The organism is Quadrisphaera sp. DSM 44207 (genome assembly GCF_900101335.1).
Taxonomy (GTDB): Bacteria; Actinomycetota; Actinomycetes; order Actinomycetales; family Quadrisphaeraceae; genus DSM-44207.
The window spans coordinates 392,575-415,941 of record NZ_FNKA01000002.1 but is presented as its reverse complement, the minus strand read 5'-3'; the positions used below and the strand labels follow the sequence as shown (position 1 = coordinate 415,941).

The 23,367-nt window shown below is 75.8% G+C and carries 27 protein-coding genes and 2 pseudogenes; 14 read left to right on the top strand and 15 right to left on the bottom strand.

Features of this window, described 5'->3' with window-relative positions:
• Window positions 1-26 precede the first annotated feature (26 nt).
• From BLS82_RS08115 to BLS82_RS08090, 7 genes are read right to left on the bottom strand one after another with little or no spacing between them, the layout of a single operon-like run.
• The gene (locus BLS82_RS08115) at window positions 27-620 is read right to left on the bottom strand and encodes a TetR/AcrR family transcriptional regulator (RefSeq protein WP_218123723.1); all 594 of its coding nucleotides are present in this window, start codon (window positions 618-620) and stop codon (window positions 27-29) included.
• A 23-nt stretch (window positions 621-643) separates the two neighbouring features.
• Window positions 644-919, bottom strand: coding sequence for an MMPL family transporter (locus BLS82_RS15695; protein WP_092863823.1), 276 nt, complete (start codon window positions 917-919; stop codon window positions 644-646).
• 23 nt (window positions 920-942) lie between these two features.
• On the bottom strand, window positions 943-1,131 hold the full coding sequence (locus BLS82_RS15690) for a hypothetical protein (RefSeq protein ID WP_092863819.1): 189 nt from the start codon (window positions 1,129-1,131) through the stop codon (window positions 943-945).
• Window positions 1,132-1,149: 18 nt separating this feature from the next.
• On the bottom strand, window positions 1,150-1,281 hold the full coding sequence (locus BLS82_RS16390) for a hypothetical protein (protein ID WP_255378211.1): 132 nt from the start codon (window positions 1,279-1,281) through the stop codon (window positions 1,150-1,152).
• Complete coding sequence (locus tag BLS82_RS08100) at window positions 1,281-1,670, bottom strand: hypothetical protein (RefSeq protein ID WP_092863816.1); 390 nt, start codon at window positions 1,668-1,670, stop codon at window positions 1,281-1,283. Before BLS82_RS08100 ends, BLS82_RS16390 begins: the two co-directional genes overlap by 1 nt.
• A 14-nt stretch (window positions 1,671-1,684) precedes the next feature.
• A complete protein-coding gene (locus BLS82_RS08095) occupies window positions 1,685-2,038 on the bottom strand; it encodes a GTP-binding protein (protein ID WP_176818995.1) in 354 nt (117 codons plus the stop codon).
• Window positions 2,035-2,337, bottom strand: a complete 303-nt coding sequence (locus BLS82_RS08090; protein WP_092863813.1) for an urease subunit gamma — start codon at window positions 2,335-2,337, stop codon at window positions 2,035-2,037. Before BLS82_RS08090 ends, BLS82_RS08095 begins: the two co-directional genes overlap by 4 nt.
• Before the next feature lie 151 nt (window positions 2,338-2,488).
• Between BLS82_RS08090 and BLS82_RS08085 the strand changes: the two genes are divergently transcribed.
• From BLS82_RS08085 to BLS82_RS08075, 3 genes are read left to right on the top strand one after another with little or no spacing between them, the layout of a single operon-like run.
• Window positions 2,489-2,839 (top strand): YhjD/YihY/BrkB family envelope integrity protein, encoded by a 351-nt coding sequence (locus tag BLS82_RS08085; protein ID WP_092863810.1) that lies wholly within the window; start codon window positions 2,489-2,491, stop codon window positions 2,837-2,839.
• A 28-nt stretch (window positions 2,840-2,867) separates the two neighbouring features.
• Complete coding sequence (locus BLS82_RS08080) at window positions 2,868-3,776, top strand: DUF1028 domain-containing protein (RefSeq protein WP_092863807.1); 909 nt, start codon at window positions 2,868-2,870, stop codon at window positions 3,774-3,776.
• A 10-nt stretch (window positions 3,777-3,786) separates the two neighbouring features.
• Window positions 3,787-4,755, top strand: coding sequence for a formylglycine-generating enzyme family protein (locus BLS82_RS08075; RefSeq protein WP_092863804.1), 969 nt, complete (start codon window positions 3,787-3,789; stop codon window positions 4,753-4,755).
• 38 nt (window positions 4,756-4,793) lie between these two features.
• On the opposite strand, the gene BLS82_RS08070 is transcribed toward BLS82_RS08075, so the two are convergent.
• The 6 genes and pseudogenes from BLS82_RS08070 to BLS82_RS16380 all read right to left on the bottom strand — a co-directional run.
• A complete protein-coding gene (locus tag BLS82_RS08070; RefSeq protein ID WP_092863801.1) occupies window positions 4,794-6,539 on the bottom strand; it encodes a sulfatase-like hydrolase/transferase in 1,746 nt (581 codons plus the stop codon).
• A gap of 51 nt (window positions 6,540-6,590) precedes the next feature.
• Window positions 6,591-8,039, bottom strand: coding sequence for a cardiolipin synthase (cls, locus tag BLS82_RS08065; protein WP_255378210.1), 1,449 nt, complete (start codon window positions 8,037-8,039; stop codon window positions 6,591-6,593).
• 53 nt (window positions 8,040-8,092) lie between these two features.
• Window positions 8,093-9,937, bottom strand: coding sequence for a glycoside hydrolase family 15 protein (locus tag BLS82_RS08060; RefSeq protein WP_092863795.1), 1,845 nt, complete (start codon window positions 9,935-9,937; stop codon window positions 8,093-8,095).
• Window positions 9,934-10,644: an LLM class flavin-dependent oxidoreductase gene (locus BLS82_RS08055; RefSeq protein ID WP_092863792.1), complete on the bottom strand. Its 711-nt coding sequence runs from the start codon at window positions 10,642-10,644 to the stop codon at window positions 9,934-9,936. The genes BLS82_RS08060 and BLS82_RS08055 overlap by 4 nt, the downstream gene beginning before the upstream one ends.
• A gap of 76 nt (window positions 10,645-10,720) precedes the next feature.
• Window positions 10,721-11,083, bottom strand: a complete 363-nt coding sequence (locus tag BLS82_RS16385; protein WP_255378209.1) for a SpoIIE family protein phosphatase — start codon at window positions 11,081-11,083, stop codon at window positions 10,721-10,723.
• Window positions 11,062-11,571: pseudogene (locus BLS82_RS16380) on the bottom strand (PP2C family protein-serine/threonine phosphatase); the annotation flags it as partial. The pseudogene BLS82_RS16380 and the gene BLS82_RS16385, both read right to left, overlap by 22 nt.
• Before the next feature lie 682 nt (window positions 11,572-12,253).
• On the opposite strand from BLS82_RS16380, the pseudogene BLS82_RS16765 reads away from it, so the two are divergent.
• From BLS82_RS16765 to BLS82_RS08035, 3 genes and pseudogenes are all read left to right on the top strand, one after another.
• Window positions 12,254-12,838, top strand: a pseudogene (locus BLS82_RS16765) (AI-2E family transporter); the annotation flags it as partial.
• 43 nt (window positions 12,839-12,881) lie between these two features.
• On the top strand, window positions 12,882-13,340 hold the full coding sequence (locus BLS82_RS08040) for an AI-2E family transporter (RefSeq protein ID WP_092863786.1): 459 nt from the start codon (window positions 12,882-12,884) through the stop codon (window positions 13,338-13,340).
• A gap of 64 nt (window positions 13,341-13,404) precedes the next feature.
• The gene (locus BLS82_RS08035) at window positions 13,405-14,046 is read left to right on the top strand and encodes a trimeric intracellular cation channel family protein (RefSeq protein ID WP_092865044.1); all 642 of its coding nucleotides are present in this window, start codon (window positions 13,405-13,407) and stop codon (window positions 14,044-14,046) included.
• A gap of 108 nt (window positions 14,047-14,154) precedes the next feature.
• Here BLS82_RS08035 and BLS82_RS08030 read toward each other — a convergent pair whose 3' ends face one another.
• Window positions 14,155-14,658, bottom strand: a complete 504-nt coding sequence (locus BLS82_RS08030; protein ID WP_092863783.1) for a YflT domain-containing protein — start codon at window positions 14,656-14,658, stop codon at window positions 14,155-14,157.
• Window positions 14,659-14,914: 256 nt separating this feature from the next.
• Here BLS82_RS08030 and mbhE point away from each other — a divergent pair, with 256 nt between their 5' ends.
• From mbhE to BLS82_RS07990, 8 genes are all read left to right on the top strand, one after another.
• Window positions 14,915-17,254 (top strand): hydrogen gas-evolving membrane-bound hydrogenase subunit E, encoded by a 2,340-nt coding sequence (mbhE, locus tag BLS82_RS08025; RefSeq protein WP_218123722.1) that lies wholly within the window; start codon window positions 14,915-14,917, stop codon window positions 17,252-17,254.
• Window positions 17,255-17,336: 82 nt separating this feature from the next.
• Window positions 17,337-17,870 carry an MnhB domain-containing protein gene (locus BLS82_RS08020; protein ID WP_092863778.1) on the top strand — a complete coding sequence of 178 codons (534 nt, stop codon included), beginning with the start codon at window positions 17,337-17,339 and terminating at the stop codon, window positions 17,868-17,870.
• Complete coding sequence (locus tag BLS82_RS08015) at window positions 17,867-18,253, top strand: sodium:proton antiporter (RefSeq protein WP_092863775.1); 387 nt, start codon at window positions 17,867-17,869, stop codon at window positions 18,251-18,253. The genes BLS82_RS08020 and BLS82_RS08015 overlap by 4 nt, the downstream gene beginning before the upstream one ends.
• 7 nt (window positions 18,254-18,260) lie before the next feature.
• Window positions 18,261-19,634, top strand: coding sequence for a complex I subunit 5 family protein (locus BLS82_RS08010; protein ID WP_092863772.1), 1,374 nt, complete (start codon window positions 18,261-18,263; stop codon window positions 19,632-19,634).
• On the top strand, window positions 19,634-20,131 hold the full coding sequence (locus BLS82_RS08005; RefSeq protein WP_218123721.1) for a Na+/H+ antiporter subunit E: 498 nt from the start codon (window positions 19,634-19,636) through the stop codon (window positions 20,129-20,131). Before BLS82_RS08010 ends, BLS82_RS08005 begins: the two co-directional genes overlap by 1 nt.
• The gene (locus BLS82_RS08000) at window positions 20,131-20,400 is read left to right on the top strand and encodes a monovalent cation/H+ antiporter complex subunit F (protein WP_092863769.1); all 270 of its coding nucleotides are present in this window, start codon (window positions 20,131-20,133) and stop codon (window positions 20,398-20,400) included. Before BLS82_RS08005 ends, BLS82_RS08000 begins: the two co-directional genes overlap by 1 nt.
• Before the next feature lie 7 nt (window positions 20,401-20,407).
• Window positions 20,408-20,749: a cation:proton antiporter gene (locus BLS82_RS07995; protein WP_092863766.1), complete on the top strand. Its 342-nt coding sequence runs from the start codon at window positions 20,408-20,410 to the stop codon at window positions 20,747-20,749.
• Window positions 20,750-20,825: 76 nt separating this feature from the next.
• On the top strand, window positions 20,826-21,854 hold the full coding sequence (locus tag BLS82_RS07990; RefSeq protein ID WP_092863763.1) for an LLM class flavin-dependent oxidoreductase: 1,029 nt from the start codon (window positions 20,826-20,828) through the stop codon (window positions 21,852-21,854).
• A gap of 51 nt (window positions 21,855-21,905) precedes the next feature.
• Here the strand turns inward: BLS82_RS07990 and gdhA are convergent, their stop codons facing one another.
• Entirely contained in the window at window positions 21,906-23,255 is a 1,350-nt protein-coding gene (gene gdhA / locus BLS82_RS07985; protein ID WP_092863760.1) for an NADP-specific glutamate dehydrogenase, read from the bottom strand.
• Window positions 23,256-23,367: the final 112 nt, after the last annotated feature.

The window sequence follows — 23,367 nt, the reverse complement described above, 5'->3', positions numbered from 1 at the left end:
GGGCTCCGCAGCAGCGAGGGGGTGGGTCAGCGGGGGGCGGGGCTGAGGACGGCGCCGGAGAGCTCGACGACGAGGGCGCGCAGCTCCTCGGGAGCCAGGCGGGGGCCGTGCGGCTGCGCGGTCAGCAGCGAGGCGGCGTTGACGACGAGCTGCAGGGCCAGCAGCGCCCGCACCTGCTCGCGGGCGCTCGGGGCGTCGGCGGCCAGGGACTCCAGGAGCGCGGTGACCAGCTCCTCGACGCGCGCGCGACCCGGCAGGTCGGACGCCGGCCGGATCGACTCCAGGAGCAGCGAGGCGAGCCCGGGGCTGGCGAGCGCCGCCTCGGTGACCAGGTCGAGCAGCGCCTGGCGGCGGCCGGGACCGGGGGGTACCTGCTCCGCCGCCTCCACGACCGCCTCGCCCTCGCGGACGGCGGCGGCGAGCACGGCGTCGTAGAGGGTCTGCTTGCTGGCGAAGCGGCGCAGCAGGCCCGCCTTGGAGTAGCCGACGGCGTCGGCGACCTGCTGGACCGCGGTGCCCGCGAACCCGTGGCGGGCGAAGATCTCCGCCGCCGCGTCGAGGATGCCGCGGTCGATCTCCTCGCTGGAGGGGCGCACGCGACGCGCGGGCTGGACCGTCACGGTCACATCGTGGACCAGAACGGTCACATCGTCAAAGCGTGCGGTCCGCGCGTGGCGCGCCGGGCGGTCGGAGGGGTGGGGCGGGCGAACGGCACGTAGAACGCGATGCCCGGGCGGTCCAGGAGGTCCTGGAAGACCCACGTCGTCAGCCCCAGGGCCGACGCGACGGACAGGACGTTGCCGAGCAGGAGGTGGACCGGGGCGACGAGCGAGCGCAGGAGCAGCACCAGGACGACCAGGGAGACGGCGGAGGCGGCCAGGGCGACGCGGCGCTGGTCCGCCGCGGTGGCGGCGGCCACGCGCCGGCGGGTCAGGGCCCGGATCAGCCAGTGCGGCCGCAGGCCCAGGGCTCGCCGGCCGCGGCGGCGGCAGCGACGGCGACGGCCAGCCAGCCCAGGACGACGACCCAGCGCAGCGCCACCAGCAGGTCCGCCGCGCGGCGCCGCAGGCCGCGGCCCGGCGTCCTGGGCTGGTCCCCGCGCTCCGCTGCCAGCCGGCGTCGGGCGGGCACGGTCGTCCTGTCCCCGCCTCAGTCGACGTCGGCGGGCGCGGTGGAGGCGGGGACCTCCAGGTAGGGCGCGTACCGGTCGAAGGCGTCGGCGAAGACCTGCACGGGCACGTCCTGGGGCTGGGCTCCCTCGACGCCGATGGTCAGCGTCATCAGCTCACCCGGTTCGACGGGCACGGCGGGGATGACCACCGGGACGGAGCCGGGGAGACGCCGCCGAGGGCCAGGGTCTGGCGCGGTCCCACCTCGAAGACCTCCTCGAGCCCCTCGGCGGTGACCCTGATGTGCCGTTCCTGCAGGGAGGTGTTGACCAGCCGGGCGACCAGGGCGCCGGGTGCACCGGGGGCCTCGGCGACCACGACCAGGGAGTCGGCCTGCACGCCGCGGCCCAGGTCCGCGCAGCTGGCGTCCCCGGGGCAGTACGACACCGTGGTCAGCTGCGGGTCGGTGACGGTGCACCCGGACGCGGCGGCGGCGAGCAGCAGCACGGCCGCGGCCAGGGCCAGCCGGCTCGCGCGTCGGGCCGGGGTGCGCTCGTCCACGGTCGCGCTCGCCGTCAGGGGGGCGCGGTGTCGTGGGAGTGGAGGAGGCCGTCCGCCTCTCCCGGGGCGTGGACGTGCGGTGCCGCGGCCCCGGGGTCGCTCGGCGTGTGCCGTCCCGCGACGTGCTCCTCGCGCATCCACCGGACCCATGCGCGCAGCTGCTCCACGCTCTCCGGCTGGTGGCGCGACAGCGCCAGCACGGGCGCGCCGTTGCGGGCGGCCGTGGCGTCGGAGACCATCCGGGGCACGTCGACCCCGACGTGGGGTGCCAGGTCGACCTTGTTGACGACCAGCAGGGCGGCGCGGGCGATGCCCGGGCCGCCCTTGCGGGCGACGTCCCCGCCGCCGGCGACGTCCAGGCGGCTCACGAGATCGGCGCCGTGACGGTGATCAGCTTGGTGCCGTACGGGAACGTCGCCTCTCCCTGCAGCTGCCCCAGCATCTCCGGCACCCCCTCCATCACCTCGTCGCGGCCCAGCACGTCGCGGCCGGCGTCCGTCAGGTCCGCGACCTCCCGGCCGTCCTGGGCGCCCTCGAGGAGGAAGGAGGTGATGAGCGCGGTGGCCTCCGGGAGGTTGAGCTTCACCCCGCGGGCCCGGCGCTCCTCCGCGAGCTTGGCCGCGGTGCAGATCATCAGCCGTTCCCGCTCGTGCAGCGTCAGCAGCACCGCGCACTCCCCCCGTCGGGTGCATCGAGGGCCCGCACTCTCCTCGCGCGGCAGGGACATCACAAGGCGGCGCAGGTCGGCGAGCGACCCGGAGGACGTGCCGGATGACGGGCCGACGACGGCGACCGCAGGCGTGGTGACGGCGTGAGCGCTGGGGCGCTGGCCGGTGGTCCCGGTCGTGTGCGCCGCCTTCCTGGCCTGGCTCTACCAGGTCGGTCAGAGCGCGGACACGCGCTGGCGCGACGCGCTGCCCGGTGCGCTCCTCGCCACCGCCGGGCTCGTGGTCCTCCTGGTCGGGTTCCGGGTGTACGTCGACGTCGCTAGCCCTCAGGGGCCCGACGTCGAGACCGGCTCCGACGCGGTGCGCGTCGGAGGGCGGTTCGTCGGCACGGCGCTGGCGGCGATGCTGCTCGTCCCGGCCCTCCTCCGCGCCCTGACCCGGGCGGCCGCTCCGGTCGACCTGCCGCACCGGGGTGCCGCCGCCCGGGTCACCGGGGCGTAGCGCCCCGGACGGCGGGTAGGGCGGCGCGGTGACCTCCTCGATCGTGGCCCGGGACCCCGAGGCCGGGATGATGGGCGTGGTGACCCAGTCGCAGGCGTTCGCGGTGGGCAGCAGCGTGCCCTTCGCCGTGCCGGGGCTCGGCGTGGTGGCCACCCAGTCGATGGGCGAGCCGATGTACGGCGAGCTCGGGCTGGACATGCTGCGCGGCGGGCTGACCGCGCGGGAGGCGCTGACCGCGCTGCGCACCGTCGACCCCCACCCCGAGCGCCGCCAGGTCGCGGTGGCCGGGGTGACGGGGGAGGTGGTCGTCTACACCGGGTCCGGGTGCGTCGCCGCGGCGGGTCACCAGGTCGGCGAGGACTGCGCGGCCCTGGCCAACACGGTGGCCTCGCCCGCGGTGTGGGAGGCGATGGTGGCGTCCTTCACCGCCTCCACCGGGCTGCTGTCCCAGCGCCTGCTCGGCGCGCTGCACGCCGCCGAGGACGCCGGCGGTGACATCCGCGGGCGCCGGTCCGCGGCGGTGGCGGTGGTGCGGGCGCGCACCACCGGGCGGCCCTGGCACGACACCGTGGTCGACCTGCGCGTCGACGACTCCCCGGACCCGGTGACCGAGCTCGACCGGCTGGTCGCCAGGAGGGTGCGCTACCAGCAGGTCGTCCGCGCGTTCTCCCAGGCCCTGGACGACGAGGCCGGTGCCGCCGACCGCGCGCTGGACCAGCTGCGCGACCAGGACCCGCTCACCGAGCCGGACCAGGTGCTCTGGCGCGCCGTCGTCGCCGCCCTGGCCGGGCGCGAGGAGGTCGCCCGGGGGCTGCTGGAGGACCTGGGCGGCGTGGCACCGCAGTTCCTCGAGGTCGCCCGCCGCTTCTCCTCCGCCGGGCTGGTGCCCGCCGAGGTGGTGGAGCGCATCCTGCCCCCGGCAGGGCACGAGCGATGAGCACCGGCCGATGACCGCCGACGACCTGGTGTGGATCCCCGGCGGGACGTTCGCGATGGGCTCGGACGACGTCTACCCCGAGGAGCGCCCGGTGCACCGGGTGGCCGTCGACGGCTTCTGGATGGACCGGCACCTGGTCACCACCGCCGACTTCGCCCGCTTCGTGGCGCAGACCGGGCACGTCACCGTGGCCGAGCGCCGCCCGGACCCGGCGGACTACCCCGGCGTGGACCCGGCGCTGCTGGTCCCGGGGTCGCTGGTGTTCACGCCCCCGCCGCACCCGGTGGGCCTGCACGACCCCCGGGCGTGGTGGAGCTACGTGCCCGGTGCGTCCTGGAGGCACCCCGAGGGCCCGGGCAGCACCGTGGACGGGCGCGAGGACCACCCCGTGGTGCACGTGGCCTGCGAGGACGCCGAGGCGTACGCGCGGTGGGCGGGCGAGGATCTGCCCACCGAGGCGGAGTGGGGGCTCGCCGCCCGCGGAGGGCTGGAGGGCGCCGTCTACCCCTGGGGCGACGAGTTCGCGCCCGGCGGGCGGACGATGGCGAACACCTGGCAGGGGCGGTTCCCGTGGCAGGACCTGGGCAGCGACGGGTACAGCCGCACCTCGCCCGTCGGGGCCTTCCCCGCCAACGGCTACGGGCTGCACGACGCGGCCGGCGACGTGTGGGAGTGGACCAGCGACCTGTACCGGCCGCGCCACCCGGAGGAGGTCGCCTCCGCGTGCTGCGTGCCGCGCAACCCGCGCGTCGACGCCGCCGACCAGCCCTGGGTCCCGGGCCTGCCGGACGCCGCCGTCCCCCGCCGGGTGGTCAAGGGCGGCTCGCACCTGTGCGCCCCCGACTACTGCCTGCGCTACCGCCCGGCCGCCCGGCAGGGCGAGGCGGTCGACACCTCCACCGGCCACCTCGGCTTCCGCTGCGTCGTGCGCGCGGGTGAGCGCGCTCCCGCGGACACGGCGGGAGCGCCGCCCGGCTGAGGTTCCCGCGGCGCTCCGGGCGACGCCACCGGCGCGGGTCAGGACGCGCACGCTCGCTGCGCCGCGGTCGCGGGGCCGGGCTCGACCGGCTGCGCCCCGGGCGGTGCTCCCGCCTGGACCTCGTCGAGCCGGTAGCGGACCTCCCGGGTGCCGAACAGGTCGAGGTCGAAGGGAGGTGCGTCCTCGCCCAGCTCGGCGTCGACGAGCCCCACGAGCTTGGCCAGCATCGACGCGACGACCTGCTCGTCGTAGCCCGGGCGGGAGGGGTCGCCGAGGTTGCGCATCTCCCCGGGGTCCTCGACCAGGTCGTAGAGGGCCACGTCGGAGGTGGCGTGCAGCTCCTCCACCGTCCGGGGCACCTCGTACTGGGTGGGGGAGAACCAGCGCACGAGCTTGTGGCGCCCGTCGCAGACGGCCCGGAAGAACGTGCGCTTGTCCATGTCCGGCGCGCCGTAGGTCTCCCCGGCCCTCCGGCAGTCCTCCAGCGTCTTCTCCGGGCCGTCCCCCAGCTGCGCCAGCTCCCTCAGAGCGCCCTGGATGGCCCACTCCGGGTCGAGCGTGTTCAGGCCGTCCCAGGTGACCAGCGCGCCGTCGCCGGGGTCCGAGGCGGAGCCGCGCGGTGGGACGGTCCGCTCCGGGGCCTCGAACAGGTGCCGCAGGTTCCGCCCCTTCAGCGCCGGGTACCGCTCGCGCACGCCGGCGTCGTCGAGCCCCGCCCAGGACAAGAACGTCGTGGCGAGGTCCAGGTGCGACCCGACGGCGTCGGAGCGGACACCGCTGGGCCCGCGCGGGGAGACCACCGTCATGTTGACGACCGAGGCCTCCTGGAAGGGGATCGCTCCCTTCTGGGTCATCCGGTGCGCGCCGTTCATCTCCCCGTGGTCGGAGGTGAGCACCACGACGGTGTCGCGCCACAGGTCCTGCCGGTCGAGCTCGTCGAGGATCTTGCCGAACTCCTGGTCGACCATGCGCAGGCAGTTGACCAGGTAGTTCCGGCGGGCCCGCCACAGGTCCTCGCGGCCCTCGGGGATGCAGCCGTAGTTCCAGTCGGTGTTGCGCTTGTAGGAGCGCACCCCGAACGGCTGCGCGTCGAGGTCGTCGGCGAAGTTCGCGGGGAGCTCGACGTCGTACTCGCGCAGGAACCCGAGGTTCTGCGGGGGGTGGGTCAGTGCCGCCATCGCGCCGTTGGTGTGTGCCCGCTCGTCCTCGCCAGCGCGCAGGAACATGACGTCGTGGGGGTTGACCATCGAGGAGACGAGCAGCCAGGGCTGGTCCTGCGGCCGCTTGGAGCGCAGCCAGTCCACGGTCTCGAAGGCGACGGTGCCGTCGAGCGTCTCGCCGTGCAGCGGCGCGCCCCAGTTGTCGCCCCAGGACTGGTAGTCCGAGAAGCCGTAGTCCTCGAGCGCGTCGGAGGCGTGCCGCGGGTGGGACAGGTGCCACTTGCCCTTGAACGCGGTGTAGTACCCCTGCTCCCGCATCATCGTGCCGATCGTGGGGATGTCCGCGTCCAGCACGTCCGTCCACGCGAAGTTGGTGTTGTCCCACAGGCCGACGTTCTCGGCGTGCTGGCCCGTCCACATCGTGGCCCGCGACGGGGTGCACTGCGGCACCGTGCAGTACTGGTCGGTCAGGCTCACCCCCGCTCCGACGAGCCGCTGGATGGCCGGCAGCTCCACCCCGGGGGGCAGGTCCATGTGCACGTCCCACTGGTCCATGCACAGCACCAGGATGTTGGGCCGGCGATCGGGGCGTCGCTGGGCGCCGCCCGTCGTGCTCTGGCTCATGCTGCGGTCTCCTCCACGCGTCGGCGGTGCGGCGGGTCAGCGGGGGCGGGGTCACTGGACGGCGGAGGTCAGCCGGGTGAGGTCGTCGACGAGCCGGTGGCCGAAGGAGCGGCGCGACCACTCCTCCGGGGTCAGCTCCCGGGACAGGGCGCGGTACTCGTCCTCGACCGCTCGCATCTCGTCGGCGAAGGCCTTGCCGCAGGTCATGAGCATGAGCTCGAGGTTGAGGTTCAGCGAGCGCATGTCCATGTTGGACGAGCCCACCACGGTGACCAGCTCGTCGACGGACAGGTGCTTGGCGTGCAGGATCGAGGGCGCCGGGTAGAGCCAGATCCGCACGCCGGCGTCGAGCAGCGCCTGGTAGTACGAGTGCTGGGAGTGGTAGACGAAGAACTGGTCGCCGATCTCGCTCACGAACAGCTCCACGGCCACCCCGCGGCGGGCGGCGGTGGTGAGCGCGACCAGCAGGGACTCGTCGGGCACGAAGTACGGGCTGGTGATGCTCAGGCGCCGCTGGGCGTAGTGGATGAGGGTGTTGAACAGCGCCAGGTTGTTCTCCACCTCGAAGCCCGGCCCGCTGGGCGCGACCTGGCACAGCAGGTCCCCGCCGCGCTGGTCGGCGCTGGCCTGCTCGCGGGAGGTCGCCAGCAGCTCGTCGGTCTCGGAGAACCAGTCGGTGACGAACAGGGCGTCCACCTCGTGCACCGCCGGGCCGTGCACCCGCACCATCAGGTCGCGCCAGACCAGGCCGCGACGGCGGTTGGCCCGCTTCAGGTAGCTGGGGTCGATGAGGTTCAGCGACCCCACGAAGCCGACCTCGCCGTCGGCGACCAGCAGCTTGCGGTGGTTGCGCAGGTCCGGGCGCTGGTAGCGGCCCCGCAGCGGCAGCACGGGCAGCATCAGGTGCCACTGCGCGCCGATCCGGGTCAGCTCCCGTGTGGTGGCCCGGTACTCCGGGTAGCTGCGTGAGCCGAGGTGGTCCAGGAGGACCCGCACCTGCACCCCGCGCGCGACCGCGTCCTCCAGGGCGGCGAAGAACGGGGCCGTGGTGGCGTCCAGGGAGAGGATGTAGAACTCCACGTGCACGTACCGCCGGGCGCCGTGCACCGCGTCGACGAGCGCGGCCAGCTGCTCCGCGAAGTGCGGCAGCAGGTGGGCGTCGTTGTCCTCCAGCAGCGGCATCGCCGCGAGGTTCTCGTTCAGCCGCGCCACCGAGGGCAGCCACGGCGGGGTCTCGTGGTCGTCGCTGACCGGGCCCGCCTCGCGGGCGCGCTCGGCGATGCGCTCGTCCATGGTGCGCTGCTTGGCCCGCCGCGCCGCGGGCAGCTTGGGGTTGCCGATGACGGCGAAGAGCAGCGCGCCGATCACCGGCAGCAGCACGAACAGCAGGATCCACGCCAGCGCCGAGGACGGGCGCCGGTCGCGCGGCACCACCACCAGCGCGACGGCCAGCAGCACCACCTCCAGCGCGAGGAAGGCGCCCGACGCGCGGAACCCCACCAGCGACCAGTCCACGTCCGCCTACCGCCCCTTGTCCGCGCCCGACCGCGCGCTCACGCCGGCGCGCCCAGCGACCCCGGGTCGCGCCGCACCCAGGCGCCCAGGGCCTGCGCGTCCCCGGCGCGCGCGAGGAGGACGGCCGCCTCGACCAGGCCCAGGTGCGAGAAGGCCTGCGGGTAGTTGCCCAGCGCCGTGCCGTCGGAGTCCATCTGCTCGGCGTACAGGCCGTGCGGCCCGGCGTGCGCGAGCAGCCAGTCGAAGCGCCGCTGCGCCTCCTCCGCGCGGCCGGCGAGCACCAGCGCGGAGACCATCTCGAAGGAGCAGAGCAGGAAGGCGCCCTCGCTCCCGGCCAGCCCGTCGTCGACGACGTCGGTGTCGTAGCGGTGCACCAGCGCCGGGCCGACGCCCAGCCCCGTCGCGATGGCCTCGATCGTCCCGACCACGCGGGGGTCGTCCCCGGGCAGGAAGCCGACGAGGGACGTGCGCAGCAGGGAGGCGTCGAGGGCCGGCTCGCCGTAGACCATGGTGAACGCACCCTGCTCGGCGTCGAACCCGTGCGCGAGCACGTCCTCGCGCACGGCGTCGCGCTCGGAGCGCCAGCGCTCCAGCGGCGCGTCGCCGTCGCCCGTCTCCTCGGCGAGCCGGACGCCGCGGTCCAGGCAGACCCAGCTCATCACCTTGCTGTTCGTGAAGTGGCGCGGGGGACCGCGCAGCTCCCAGATGCCGTTGTCGGGCTCGCGCCAGCAGCGGGCGGCCGTCTCGACCACCTCCCGCAGGGCCTCCCAGTGCTCGGCGGGCAGCTCCCCGGTCAGCCGCCGGTAGGTGAACGCGGCGTCGAGGACCAGCCCGTAGGTCTCGTGCTGGACCTGCTCGAACGCCTCGTTGCCGACCCGGACCGGGCGGGAGCCGGCGTAGCCGGACAGCGACCCGAGCTCGGCCTCCTCCCCGGACTGCTCCCCGCGCAGGCCGGCCATGGGCCGGAAGCGGTCGACGCCGCGCACGCACCGGTCGATGAGGAACTCGCCGTAGCGCCGGCCGAGCGCGCCGTGCCCCAGCTGGTACAGGGCCTGCACGTGCAGGCTCGCGTCGCGGTGCCAGGTGAAGCGGTAGTCCCAGTTCCGCTCCCCACCGGGGTCCTCGGGCAGCGACGTCGTGGGCGCGGCCAGCAGCGCACCGGTCTCGTCGAAGGACAGCGCCCGCAGCAGCAGGGCGCTGCGCCGCACCGCCGCAGCGGCCGGGCCCTCGTACCGGATGTCCTCCGCCCAGCGCTGCCAGGCGGTGCGCGTGGCGTCGACGAGCTCCTCCGCGCGGGCCGCGGTGGCGCAGGAGGGGGCGTCCTCGGCGTACCCGAGGGCGAGGACGGCGCTCCCGCCCTCGGCGAGGTCGGCGGCCGCTCCCAGGCGGTCGCCGTCCGCGTGCAGCGGCACGGAGGAGGCCAGGCGGACGCCGGAGACCTCCTCCGCCCACGCCTCGCCGTCGCGGCGCCACCGCGGGCGGGCGCGGGCGTGGTCGGGTCGGGCGTCGACGTCCACGACGACGCGCACGGTGCCGCGCGTGGCGCGGACGACGCGCACCAGCAGGTGGTCGGGGTCCGGGTCCTCGGGGTCCTGCCCGGAGTGGACGGCGAGGAGGTCGAGCACCTCCGCGGCGCCGTCCGGGCCCTCCCAGCGGGTGCGCAGCACGAAGGAGTCCTCGACCTGCTCGGCGCCGGTGACGCGGCCGCCGTCCACGGCGACCCGCCAGGTGCCGCCGCGCTCGCGGTCGAGGATCCGGGCGAAGAGGCTCGGGCCGTCCGCGGCGGGCACGCACAGCCAGTCCACGCCGCCGTCGGGGCCGACGAGCGCGGTGGTGTGAGTGTCGGAGAGGAACCCGTGCGCGTCGATGGGCGGGAAGGTCATGACTGCTCCAGGGCGGGCAGCACCCGGCTGCCGTAGACGTCGAGGAACTCCTGCTGGTGCTGGCCGACGTGGTGGACGTAGACGTGCTCGAAGCCGAGGTCGGCCAGCTCCGCGAGCCAGGCCGCGTGCCGGCCCGGGTCGGCGCTGGCCAGCACGCTCGGGTGCACGTCCTCGGGCCGCACGTAGGCGGCGACGTGCTCGAAGTCGCGGGGCAGCGCCAGGTCCCACGCCACGGGGCTGCCGAGGATCGCCGGCGCCCACTGCTCGTGGGCCAGGTGCAGCGCCTCCTCGTCGGCGAGCAGCGCCCGGACGACCTCGACGCACTCGAGCAGGCGGGCCTCGCGCTCGCCCTTGCGCGGCCAGGGGTCGCCGGTGACGTGCTCGTCGAGCGCCTGCCCGCTGCCCAGCGCCGCCCAGAACCGGCCGGGGAACACGGCGGCCAGCGTGGCGATCGCCTGGGCGTGCACCGCGGGGTGGTAGCGCTGACCGGGCGCGGTGACCACCCCGGAGGGGAGGTCGGTGGTGGCCAGGACGGCCCCGAGCCAGGACCAGGCGAAGCCCGACTGCCCCTGCGCCGCGCTCCACGGCGCGAGGTGGTCCGAGCACACGGCCGCGGTGAAGCCCGCGTCCTGCGCGGCCCGGACGTCGCGCAGGAGGGGCCCGGGGGCGATCTGCTCGTGGGAGGCGTGGAAGCCGGACCGGGTCACCGGCTCCGCTTACCCATCCCGGGAGGAGCATCCCACCCCGGCAGGAGCGACCCGCACGTGCTCGTCCCGGCTGCGCTCACCCCTGCACGTGCTGCATCTGGCAGGCGAGGACGGCGACGTCGTCGTCGAGGCGTCCGCCGGCGTGCTCCAGCGCCGCACGGACCACCGCGTCGACCACGGCGTCGACGCCGTCGGCCCGCAGGGCCTCCGTCAGGACCCCCGGGGGCAGCATCGTGCCGCCGGCGTCCCGCGCCTCCAGCAGGCCGTCGGTGAGGAGCAGCAGGCAGTCCCCTGCTCCAGCGTGAAGGTGTCGGGCCGGCAGACCGGGTTCAGGCCCAGCGGCGTGCTGCAGCTCGTGGGTGTGAGCGCGCTGACCTGCCCGCCGCGGGCGGAGGACCGCAGGGGCGGTGGATGACCGCAGTTGACCACCTGCACCCACCCGCCGGGGTCGAGCTCGAGGAAGGCGGCGGTGACGAAGTCCTCGTCGCCCGCGGCGGCGCTCACGCTGCGGTCGACGAGCCGGACGACCTCCGGCAGGGGCAGGTCGCGGCGCAGGCTCGCCTCGCGGAACGCGGCCAGGGCGGTGGCAGCGAGCCGCACCGCGGGCAGGCCCTTCCCGCGCACGTCCCCCAGGACGGCGCGCACCCTCCCGTCGCCGACCTCGACGACCTCGAGGAGGTCACCACCGACCGCCGCGGCCCGGTGGGCCGACCGGTACCGCGCGGCGAACGACCAGGAGCCCGCCCGGGACGGCACGGGCTGCAGGATCGCGCTCTGGGCGACCCTCGCGACCTCGGCGACCTGGCGCAGCCGGGCCTCGCGGCGCTCGCGCACGAGGCAGTTCAGGACGGCGAACGCCGCCAGGGCCACCACCACCGCCCACCGCAGGACGCTGCCGGTGGGCGTGGCCCCGGGGTCGGTGACCATGAGGACGCCGGCAGCCAGCACGGCGCAGGCGCCCGCGAGGGCCGTGAGCCGCCACCCGAGGACGAGGGAGGCGACGAGCGGGAACACGCCGAGCCACCCCATCGCCTGCTCGTCGCCGAACCCGACGGCCGGCATCGCCGCGACGAGGAAGGAGCCGACGAGCGCGGTGACCGCCACCGCTGCGCGCAGCCGCGGCGGCGGGCGCACGTCGAGCACGGGGGGCGGCTGGCCGGGTGCCAGCGCGCTCGCCTCCCGCTCAGGCGCGCGACCCCGGCCCGCGCGCGCCCCGGGGAGCGCGCTCGCCGGGGACGGGGGACGGGCGGGGGACACGCTGGGACCCTAGTCCCGCCGGAGCGCGACGGGACGGGCCGCGAGGTGTCGGGACCGTCGCTGCGGCGTCCTCGCCGGTGCCTTCGTGCCGTCGTCGCGCGCTCGCGCGGTGCAGCGGGCCCACCTAGCCTCGGTCGTGGCGCCGGGACGAGCGCGCGTCGCCGACGAGCGGAGGACGGGATGGCGTCCGAGGCGGCGGGCGAGGGTCCCCGGGGCGAGGAGGACGACGCTCCCGTCGCCTCCCGCCCGGTGGCCGCCCTGGAGGCCGAGCGCGCCCGCGCTCCCGTGCCCGTGCCGCAGCTCGAGCACGCCCTGAGCCCTCGCCCGATGGGTCCTGCGCCTGGTCGTCGTCGTGGCGGGGGTGGCGCTGCTGGTCTGGGTGCTGGCCCAGGCGTGGTCCATCGTCCTGCCGCTGCTGCTGGGGCTGCTGCTGGCCACGGTGCTGCGCCCGCCCGCCCGCCTGCTCTCCCGGGTGATGCCGAACGCCCTCGCGGCCCTGCTCACGGTCGTGGGCGCGCTCGGCGCCGTGGTGCTGCTGGTGCGCCTGCTCGCACCGTCGGTGCGCGAGCAGGTGACCGGGCTGGTGCAGCGGGCCTACACCTCGCTGGAGCAGCTGCAGGAGTCCGACCTGCTGGGGTCGCTCCTGCAGTCGTCGCTGGTCGAGACGGTCGTCGACCGGGCGATCGAGCGTGTGCAGCAGAACGCCGGCCAGATCACGACGACCGTCGTCAACGGGGTGATCAGCGGCGTCGTCAGCCTCGGGTCGCTCGTCGTCACCGCAGCGCTGGCGCTGGTCCTGGCCTTCTTCCTCATCAAGGACGGCCAGAGGTTCCTGCCCTGGACGCACCGGTGGCTGGGGGCGAGGGCCTCGGGGCACGTCGACGCCCTGGGCGGGCGGCTGTGGACCACGCTCGCGGGCTTCATCTGGTCGCAGGCGGCGGTCTCGGCGGTGGACGCCGTCTTCATCGGCCTGGGCCTGGGTGCTGCTGGACGTCCCCTTCGCGCTCGTGCTGGCGATCCTCACCTTCGCCGCCGGGTTCGTCCCCATCGTCGGGGCCATCACGGCCGGGGCGCTGGCCGTGCTCGTGGCCCTGGTCAGCCAGGGGCTCGGGACCGCGATCGCCGTCCTGGCCGTCGTGCTGCTCGTGCAGCAGCTGGAGAGCAACCTGCTGCAGCCGGTGCTCGTCGGCCGGGTGCTCGAGCTGCACCCGGCGGTGGTGCTCAGCGCGGTCACGGTCGGCGGCACCCTGTTCGGCATCGTGGGCGCCTTCCTCGCCGTCCCCGTGGTCTCGATGACCGTGGTGGTGCTGCGCTACCTGCGGGAGGTGCTGGTCGGTGGGGTCGGGGCGCCAGCGGAGGCGGACCCACCGGACGACGTGCCCGAGCAGCCGGTGGACCCGACGGCGGCCGAGCGGCGCTTGGGGGTCACCGGCGGCTGACCGCCGGGCGCAGCGCGCCGCGGTCCTAGGATCGCCCCTCGCGTCCTGCAGGGAGGAGCGGACCATTCCCACGGCCACCACGGCGCTGCTGGTCCTCGACCTCGTCGGGACGTTCGCCTTCGCCCTCAACGGGGCGCTGACCGCGCTGCGCGCCACCCGGCTGGACGTCGTCGGGATCGTCACCCTCGGCATGATCACCGCGCTGGGGGGCGGGACGATCCGCGACGTGCTCCTGGACAGCCTGCCCCCGGCCACCTTCGTCGACTGGCGCTACCTGGCCGTGGCCGCCGCCGGAGGGCTGATCGCCTTCTCCTCCGGTCCCCACCTGGAGCGCGTCAACGGGGCGATCAACGTCCTGGACGCCGTCGGGCTGGGCCTGTTCGCCGTCACCGGCGCCCTCAAGGCGCTCGACCTCGGCTTCGGCCCCGCGCAGGCGGTCATCGTCGGCGCGATCACCGCGGTCGGCGGCGGCACGCTGCGCGACGTGCTCATCCGCCGCGTCCCGTCCGTGCTCACCAGCGGGCTCTACGCCATCCCGGCGCTCGTCGCCGCCACCGTCGTCGCCGTCGCGGACGCGGCGGGGGCCCGCGGCCCGGTCGTGACGGTCGGTGCCGCGGCCCTGTGCTTCGTCATCCGCATGGTCGGCGTCCGCTACGACGTGGACGCGCCCTTCCCGAAGGGCGCCCCCGGGCCGCAGGACGGCTGACCCGGCCCGCCGGGCGCCGCGCCGCGGCCCAGGACCCCCGTACCCGCTGCAGCCGCCGAGGTGGTCACGGCTCTCGGGGCGAGGCCCGCCCGGGCGCGCGAGGAGGGCTCAGGCGCGGCTGAGGATGCGCGCGGCCTCGTCGGCGTGGGCGGCGTCGACCTGCACGGAGTAGGTCTCGGCCTGCAGCGCCTTGACGCTGGCGAAGTCGCGCCGACCGCCGCTGGCCGCGTGGGCGATGGCCCCGAAGACGGCCCCGAAGACCGCACCGAGCAGCACGCTCCACAGCACGACGAACAGCCATCCCAGCCCGATGGTGAAGATGGCGAACAGCAGGCCGATGAGCAGCCCGAACCAGGCGCCGCTGGCCGCGCCGGCGAGGGCGGCGCGACCCACGGTCAGCCGCCCGGTCACCTGCTCGACGCTGTGGATGCCGGTGCCGACGATGCGCACGTGCTCGACGGGGAAGCCGGCGTCGGACAGGCGGTCCACCAGCTGCTGCGCGGCGGCGTAGTCGGAGAACTCCGCCAGGACCCGCGGACCGGCCGTGGAGGCCGGCGGGGTCGGTGCGGAGGCGCCCGTGGTCGGGGCTCGGCCGGAGGTGGGGAAGGACATGGTCACTCCTCGTGCTGCTGCTCGCATTCGGGTCCGGCCCTGCCACACCCCCGCGCCCGCGCTCCAGACCCCCGGCGCCGTCCCCGGGCCCAGGGCGCGAGCGCCCGTCCGGTTGTGGCCGGCCGCCGTCCGCTCCAAGGTGGGCGGGGGTCGCCGACGCGGACAGCGTGCCCGGCCGTCGCCGGCGGGCCGCGGACCCGCTCCGCGGTGCCCGCGAGAGTGCGAGCACGTCGGTCCGTCGGAGGAGGGAGCGCGGGTGGCGAGTGCTGCTGGCTCCGCGGTGGCAGCTCCGGCGCCCGCGCCCGAGCACCGGCCGCTCTCGCGGGACTGGCAGGGCTGGGCCTCGTGCGCGGCCGCGGCCGCCGGCTTCGTCGCCTGCCTCGTCGGCTGGCTGGCGGGGGGCGGGGGCCTCTCCCTGCCGTGGGCGCCGGCGCTGGGGCTGCGGCTGAGCTTCTCCCTGGACGGTCTCGGCGCGCTGTACGCGCTGCTGGCCACCGGCGTCGGTGTCGTGGTCTTCGCCTACGGCACCAGCTACCTGTCCCTGCACCTGGAGCACCAGCACCGCCCGGCGGCCGAGCGGTGGCGCTTCTGGCCCTGGATGGCGCTGTTCGCCGCCGGGATGGTGGGGCTGGCGACGGCGCAGGACCTCGTCCTCGTCTTCGTCTTCTTCGACCTCACCGCGGTGTGCTCCTACTTCCTCATCGGCTTCGACCGCCACCAGCACGGCGCCCGCACCGCGGCGATGACGGCGCTGCTCGTCACCGTCGTCAGCGCGGTCGCGATGCTGGTGGCCGCGGTGCTGCTGCACGCCGAGCACGGCACCTTCGCCATCCCGGTGATCCTGGCCGAGGCCGGCACCGGGACGACGACGACCGTCGCCGCCGCCCTGCTCGCCGTCTCCGCCCTGGCCAAGAGCGCTCAGGTGCCGCTGCACTTCTGGCTGCCGCGGGCGATGGCCGCGCCCACGCCGGTCTCGGCGTACTTGCACTCCGCGGCGATGGTCGCGGCCGGCGTCCTCGTCCTCGGGCGGGTGCACCCGCTGCTCGCCCGCAGCGACGCCGTCCTGACCGCCCTGGCGGTGGTCGGCACGGCGTCGATCGTCGTCGGCGGGCTGATGTCGCTCGTGCAGGACCAGCTCAAGCAGGTGCTCGCCTACTCGACGATCTCCCAGTACGGCTACGTCGTGCTGCTTTACGGCCTCGGCGGCGCGGCGGCCAGCGGGGCCGCGGCCTTCTACGTCCTCGCCCACGGGGTGGCCAAGAGCGCGCTGTTCATGACGGCCGGCGCGGTGACGACCGCCACCGACGAGGACCGCCTCTCCCGCCTGGGCGGGCTGGGGCGCCGCGCGCCCCTGCTGGCCGTCGGCGCCGGCGCGGCGGCCGCGACGCTGGCCGCCCTGCCCCTGACCGTCGGCTTCTTCAAGGACGAGCTGTTCTTCGCCGCGGCGCTCCAGGCCGGCCCGCTGGCCACCGGCGTCGCGGTGCTCGCGGCGACCCTGACGTTCGCCTACACGGGGCGCTTCTGGACCAGGCTCTTCCTCGGGCCGGTGCGCACCGAACCCGCGGTGCTGCCGCGCCTGCTCGTCGTCCCGGTCGTGCTCCTGGGGGCGGTGGGCGTCCTCGGGGGCCTGGTGACCGCGCCCTTCACGCGCCTGGCCGAGGACGCCGGCACCGTCACCGCCGCCGCTCCGGTGGCCCTGGCGCCGGCCTACCACCTCGACGCCCGCCCGGAGAACCTCATGGCGCTCGCGGCGTGGGTGCTCGGCGGCCTGCTCATCGCCGCGCCGGGCCTGACGCGGTGGGCCTCGCGCGGGCTCGTGGTCGCCGGGGACCGCCTCGGCCCCCGCCGCACGAGCAGCGCCGCGCTGCGCGGGCTGTCCGCGGCGTCCGCGGCGCTGCACTCGCGGGAGGTGCGCTCGGTGCGCACCTCCGTCGCGGCCGTCCTGGTGCCGGGGGGCCTGCTCACCGCCCTGGCCTTCTTCGCGACCCCGACCGCGGGCGCCTACGCCGTCGGGGACTTCGCGGGCAGCGACTGGCTGATCGTCCCGCTGCTGGCGCTGGTGGCCGCCGCGACGGTCGCCGCCGTCCGCGCGGCCCAGCGCCTGGTGCTCGTGCTCGCGCTGTCGGTGGTCGGCTTCGCCCTCGCCGTCGTCTACGCCCTCGTCGCGGCCCCGGACGTCGCGCTCGTCGCCGTCGTCGTGGAGACGATGCTGACCCTGGTCTTCCTCGGGGCCATGGCCCGCCTGCCGGCGGCCCGCGCCGTGCGCCCCGGGCGCCCGGCCCCCACCGGTGCCCGGCCGTGGCGCCGGCGGGTCGACGCCCTGGCGCCCGCGGAGCGGCGGTGGCCGGCCGCCCTCGCCGGCACGATCGCGGGCCTGGCGGTGTTCGGCACCGTGTGGGGATTCCTCTCCCAGCCCGCCGAGGGCCCCGGGGTCTCCGCCGAGCACGTGCGCCTGGCCCCGGCGGCGCACGCCGCGGACGTCGTCACCGTCATCGTCAGCGACTTCCGCGGCCTGGACACGATGGTCGAGATCACGGTGCTCCTCGTCGCCGGCGTCGGCGTCGCGACCCTGCTGCGCCGCGGGAAGCTGTGGTGAGGCGCCCGTGACGACGACCGGTGGGCGGAGCGCGAGGGGCGGCGCGAGGGGCAGCGCGAGGGGCAGCGCGGGAGGCGGCGCGGTGCGGACGCCGAGGAGCCCCGTCTTCGGGGCCGTGGCCCGCGAGCTGCTCGGCCCGAGCCTGGTGGTCGCCGCGACCCTGATCGTCAAGGGCTACCAGGACGTGGGGGACGGCTTCGCCGCCGGCGTGGTCGTGGCCCTGGTCCTCGCGCTGCACTACGTCGCCTTCGGCACGGACGGCGCCGAGGCGGTGCTGCCGGTGCTGCGCCGCGCCCCGGCCCTCCTCGTCGGGGGCCTGCTGCTGGCGCTGGGCAGCGGGTTCTTCCCCGTGCTCAGCGGCGGCCCGCCGTTCAGCCACTGGCCCCCGCCGGGAGAGCACGTCCCCACGGTCGGGGCCCTGGAGGTCTTCACGCCGCTGCTCTTCGACGTCGGCGTCTGCCTGCTCGTGGTGGGGACCCTGGTCGTCGTCGTGCACCAGCTCGGCCACGCGGATGACATCGGCGCGGACGACGGCGCGGACGACGGCGCGCACGACGGCGACGCCGGCGCGGCCGCCGCGCGGCCGGGGAGCGCGGAGCCGGGGAGGCGCCGGTGAACCTCGCCTTCGCCCTCGTGGCCGCCGTCCTCTTCGGCGGCGGCGCGTACCTGCTGCTGCAGCGCGACCTGCTGCGGGTCGTCGCCGGCGTCACGCTGGTCTCCCAGTCGGCGACGGTGACCCTCATCGGCTCCAGCCTCGTGCGCGGGCAGGCGCCGATCGACCCGGTCGCGGGCCAGCCGGTCGCGGACCCGCTGCCGCAGGCGCTGGCGCTGACCGCGCTGGTCATCGGCCTGGCGACGGTGTCGCTGCTGCTCGCCCTCCTGCACAAGGTGGCCGCCGTGACCCGCAGCGCGGCGCAGTCGGAGCTCGCCGCCACCGAGGAGCGGCACGAGGCCGGGCTGGCCGGGCAGCGCGCCCGGGACGAGAGCGAGGTCGGGTGAGCCCCCTGTGACCGCTCTGGTCCTCGCCCTGCTGGTCCCGTGGGTGGCCGGCGGCCTGCTCGTGGCGCTCGACGGGCGCCGGGCCGCGGTCGCCTGGGCGGGGGTGGCGGTCCTGGCCGCGGACCTGGTCGCCCTCGCCGTCCTCGCCGCGCGCGTGCTGCCCGACGGGCAGGTCACCGTGGCGACCGGCGGGTGGCCCGCCGGCGTCGGCATCGTGCTGCGCGCCGACGCCCTCGGGGTCACCTTCGCGATCCTGTCCGTGCTCGTGCTGCTGGCCTCGGCCGCCGCGGCGTGCGCGAGGCCCCGGGAGCGGACCTTCCCGGGCCTCGTGGTGCTCCTGGCCGCCGGGCTGGACGGGATCTTCCTCACCGGGGACGTGTTCAACTTCTACGTCTTCTTCGAGCTGGCGATGACGGCCTCGTACGTGCTCACCGCCTCCGGGGGCACCCGCCGCCAGATGCGGGCCGCCCTCGTCTTCGCCGCGGTGAACCTGCTCGGCTCCTTCATCTTCCTGCTCTCCATCGCCGGCACGTACCGCACCACCGGGTCCCTCGCGATGGCCGACGTCGCCGCCCGCGCCGCCGACGTCGAGCCCAACGCGGCCCTGCTCACCGCCACCGGGTTCTTCGTCGCCTTCGCGGTCAAGGTCGGCATCTTCCCGTTCCACTTCTGGCTGCCGACGGTCTACGCCGGCGCCCGTCCCGCGGTGGCCGCCATCCTGTCCGGGGCCGTGGCGAACATCGGCAGCTACGGCCTCCTGCGCTTCGGCGCGGGCATCTTCCCCGAGCAGCTGGCCCTGGGCGCCCCGGTGCTGATCGTCCTCGGCGCCGCCTCGATCGTCTACGGGGCGGTCCTGGCGATCTCCCGCGGCGACGCCGCGGAGATGCTCGCCTACTCCGCCATCGGCCAGGTCGGCTACGTCCTCGTCGCCCTCGGGGTGGGCGGGCCGGTCGGCCTGGCGGCCGCCGTGCTGTACAGCATCGTCAACGCGCTGAACAAGACCGTGCTCTTCCTCGGGGTGGGGCTGCGGGGCGCGCTCGTCGCGGCGTCCTTCGCGGTCGGGGCGCTCAGCGTGGCGGGGGTGCCGCCGGCGGCCGGGTTCATCGGCAAGCTCGCCCTGTTCCGCACCGGGGTCGCCGCCGGCAGCTGGGCCCTGGTGCTGCTGTTCGTGCTGGGCAGCGCCCTGTCGCTGGTGTACCTGTTCCAGGTCTACCAGCGCGACTTCTGGCGCGGGGACCGCTCGGGGTCGCCCAGCCCGCTGCCCCTGCGCGCGCTGACCGCGGGGGCCGCGCTCGTGGTGCTGGTGCTGGGGCTGTGGCCGCAGCCGCTGCTGGCGGCCGGGGACGCCGCCAGCGCCGCCCTCACCGGGGGGTGGGGGTGATGGGGCTCGTCCTGCGCGTCCTCGGGCTGACGGCGGTGTACCTGCTCGTGCTCACGAGCCTGGCCCCCGGGGACGTCCTCGTCGGGCTGGTGCTGTCCACCGCCGTCGCCCTGGCCGTGCGCCGCCTGGAGGGCCGCGACCCCTCCGCCCAGCCCGTGCGGCCCTCGGTCGCGAGCCGGCTGGCCGGTGTCCCCGCCCTCGTGCTCGGCACGGTGGTCGACGTGGCGGCGGGCACGGTGGAGGTCGTGCGCTACTGCCTGGCGCCGCAGCGGTGGCCGCACGCGGGGGTGGTCACCGTCCCCGTCGACCTCGGCTCCCCGTCGTCCGCCGCGGCGTGGGCCGTGCGGGTCGGGATCGCCCCCGACAGCATCGTCGTGGACGTCGACGGGGAGCGCGGGGAGCTGCTGCTGCACGTGCGCGACGCCAGCGACCCGGACGCCGTGCGGGCCGCGCAGCTGGACTCCTACCGGCGACGCCAGCAGCGGGTGTTCCCCTGATGCCCGCCCTCGTCGTCGTCCCGGCCCTGGTGTGGACCACGCTGCTGCTCATCGGCGCCGGGCTGCTGCTGCTGCGCTCGCAGGACGTCCTGCAGCGGATCATCGTGCTCGACATGCTCGCGACGATCGCCGTGGGGCTCCTGGCGCTGCTGTCCTACGCGCGGGGGGTGCCGTACTACCTCGACGCCGCGGTCGCCCTGGCCCTGCTGTCCTTCGTCGCCACCGTCGCCGCCGCCCGCTACCTGGGCTCCGGAGGGCCGTTCGAGTGATGCCCCGATGACCTCCCTCGTGCTCGACGTCGTCGGCGCGGCGCTGCTGCTGCTCGGCCTGCTGCTGCTGACGGTCAGCCTCGTCGGCCTGCTGCGCCTGCCGGACACCTACAGCCAGCTGCACGCGCAGGGGCTGGCCACCGGGCCGGGCGTCATCGCCGTCCTGGCGTCCTCGGTCGCCACCGAGGACGCCCGGACCATCACCTTCTGCGCGCTCGCCATCGCGTTCATGGTGCTCACCTCCCCGGTCTCCGGTCACGCCATCGCCCGCGCCGCCCACCGCCGCGGCGCCTCCGGGCAGCTCCCGCGCCGTCCGCCCCCGGACCGCACGGGCGGCCCCGGCCGGTAGCGGCGCCGGCGGGCATCGGCGAGGATCCCCTGGGCCCGGGCGCTGCGCGGCCCGGACGACGGCGAGGAGGCAGCCGGTGCCGGCACCGGGGACACCGCTGGAGCAGCTCGGCTTCCTGACGATCGGCACCTTCGACCCCGCCGACCCCGGCCCCGGTCACGAGGCGACGCTGCAGCTGGTCGAGCTGGGGGAGCGGCTCGGCCTCGACAGCGCCTGGGTGCGCCACCGCCACCTGCAGCCCGGCATCTCCTCCCCGGTGGCCGTGCTGGCCGCCGCCACCCAGCGCACCCGGCGCATCCAGCTGGGCACCGCCGTCACGCCCCTGGGCTGGGAGAACCCGCTGCGGCTGGCCGAGGACCTCGCCACGGTCGACGTCCTGTCCGGCGGGCGCCTCGACCCCGGCGTCAGCGTCGGCCCGCCGATGCACTGGGACGACGTCAAGACCGCCCCCTACCCCGACACCGCCGACGCCGAGGACTTCAGCTACGAGCGCGCGCTGCGGCTGCTGCGCCTCGTGCGCGGAGAGCGGGCCAGCACCTTCAGCGGCCGCGAGGGCGTGGTGGAGGAGTGGACGGAGCGGGTGCAGCCGCACTCGCCCGGGCTGGCGGGCCGCCTGTGGTACGGCGGCGGCAGCCTGCGCTCCGCGCGGTGGGCCGGTGAGCACGGGCTGAACCTGCTCACGAGCAGCGTGGTGCGGGCCGAGGAGTCCGAGGACTTCGCCGAGGTCCAGCGCTCCCACGTCCGCGCCTTCCGGGCCGCCCACCCCGCCGGGGACGCCGCCCGCGCCTCCCAGGGCCTGGTCGTCATCCCCACGGACGGCGCGACGCCGGCCCAGCGCGCGAAGTACGAGGCCTGCGTCGCGACCCGCACGCCCCGGACGGCGAGCCCGCAGGGGCCGGCCCGCACGCTCTTCGCCCGCGACCTGCTCGGCACCTGCGAGGAGGTCGCACAGGCCCTGTACGCCCACGCGGGGTTCGAGGAGGTCACCGAGGTCGTCTTCGCGCTGCCCTTCAGCTTCGAGCCCGAGGACTGCGTGCAGATCCTCACCGACGTCGCCGAGCAGCTGGGACCGCTGCTCGGCTGGCGGCCGGCGACGGGCGGCTGAGCGACGGGCGGCTGGGCGGCTGGCGGCTGGGCGGCTGGGCGGCTGGGCGGCTCAGACGATGCCGTGGGCGTGCATGGCCTCGGCGACGCGGATGAACCCGGCCGCGTTGGCCCCCAGGACGAGGTCTCCCGGCGCGCCGTACTCCTCGGCGGCCTCGGCGCACCGGGCGTGGATGTCGTGCATGATCTGCTGCAGCCGCGCCTCGGTGTGCTCGAAGGACCAGCTGTCCCGGGACGCGTTCTGCTGCATCTCCAGCGCCGAGGTCGCCACCCCGCCGGCGTTGGCGGCCTTGCCCGGCCCGAACGCCACCCCGGCGTCCTGGAAGACGGCGACGGCCTCGGGGGTGCACGGCATGTTCGCCCCCTCGGAGACCGCGACGCACCCGCCGCGCACCAGCGCGGCCGCGCGGGCGGCGTCGATCTCGTTCTGGGTCGCCGAGGGGATCGCCACCTCGCACGGCACGTCCCACACCGACCCGCCGGCGACGTGGCGCGCGGTGGGCACCCGCGCGGCGTAGTCGCTGACCCGCCCGCGCTCGACCTCCTTGACCTGCTTGAGCACCTGCAGGTCCAGGCCGGCCTCGTCCACCACGTACCCGTTCGAGTCCGAGCAGGCGAGGACGCGTCCTCCTCTCTGGGTGACCTTCTCCACGGCGTACAGGGCCACGTTGCCCGAGCCGGAGACGACCACCGTGCGGCCCTCCAGCGAGGTCCCGCGGGCGGCGAGCATCTCGGAGGCGAAGAAGGCCGCGCCGTAGCCGGTGGCCTCGGTGCGCACCCGCGCACCGCCCCAGGTCAGGCCCTTGCCGGTGAGGACGCCGGACTCGTAGCGGTTCGTGATGCGCTTGTACTGGCCGAACAGGTAGCCGATCTCGCGGCCGCCGACGCCGATGTCACCGGCGGGGACGTCGGTGTGCTCACCGAGGTGGCGGTACAGCTCGGTCATGAACGACTGGCAGAAGCGCATTACCTCCGCGTCGGAGCGGCCCTTGGGGTCGAAGTCGGACCCGCCCTTGCCGCCGCCGATGGGCATGCCGGTCAGGGCGTTCTTGAAGACCTGCTCGAACCCCAGGAACTTCACGATGCCCAGGTAGACGGAGGGGTGGAAGCGCAGCCCGCCCTTGTAGGGGCCGAGCGCGGAGTTGAACTCCACCCGGAAGCCCCGGTCGATCTGCACCTCGCCGCGGTCGTCGGTCCACGGCACCCGGAAGATGATCTGCCGCTCCGGCTCGCAGATCCGCTCGACGGTCTTCAGCTCCGCGTACTCGGGGTGGCGCGCCAGCACCGGCGCCAGCGACCCGAGCACCTCGCGCACCGCCTGGTGGAACTCCCGCTCGGCCGGGTTGCGCCGCAGCACGTCGGCGTAGATGGCCTCGATGGTGGCGCCGGCGTCCGTCGTCACGTGCCCGATCCCCTCGTCCTGTCTCCGGTGTCGCCGTGGACGGCGTCCGGCAGGAGTCCTGAGGTTACGGACGGTGCAGCGGCGCGCCACCCGGCGCCCGTGCGCAGGAGCG

Coding starts and splice junctions, on each gene's coding strand:
- BLS82_RS08030 (WP_092863783.1), bottom strand. CDS start 14,658: ATGTCCTTCCCCACCTCCGGCCGAGCCCCGACCACGGGCGCCTCCGCA.
- BLS82_RS08070 (WP_092863801.1), bottom strand. CDS start 6,539: ATGAGCCAGAGCACGACGGGCGGCGCCCAGCGACGCCCCGATCGCCGG.
- BLS82_RS08075 (WP_092863804.1), top strand. CDS start 3,787: ATGACCGCCGACGACCTGGTGTGGATCCCCGGCGGGACGTTCGCGATG.
- BLS82_RS07995 (WP_092863766.1), top strand. CDS start 20,408: ATGACCTCCCTCGTGCTCGACGTCGTCGGCGCGGCGCTGCTGCTGCTC.
- BLS82_RS08060 (WP_092863795.1), bottom strand. CDS start 9,937: ATGACCTTCCCGCCCATCGACGCGCACGGGTTCCTCTCCGACACTCAC.
- BLS82_RS16390 (WP_255378211.1), bottom strand. CDS start 1,281: ATGACGCTGACCATCGGCGTCGAGGGAGCCCAGCCCCAGGACGTGCCC.
- BLS82_RS08000 (WP_092863769.1), top strand. CDS start 20,131: ATGCCCGCCCTCGTCGTCGTCCCGGCCCTGGTGTGGACCACGCTGCTG.
- BLS82_RS08005 (WP_218123721.1), top strand. CDS start 19,634: ATGGGGCTCGTCCTGCGCGTCCTCGGGCTGACGGCGGTGTACCTGCTC.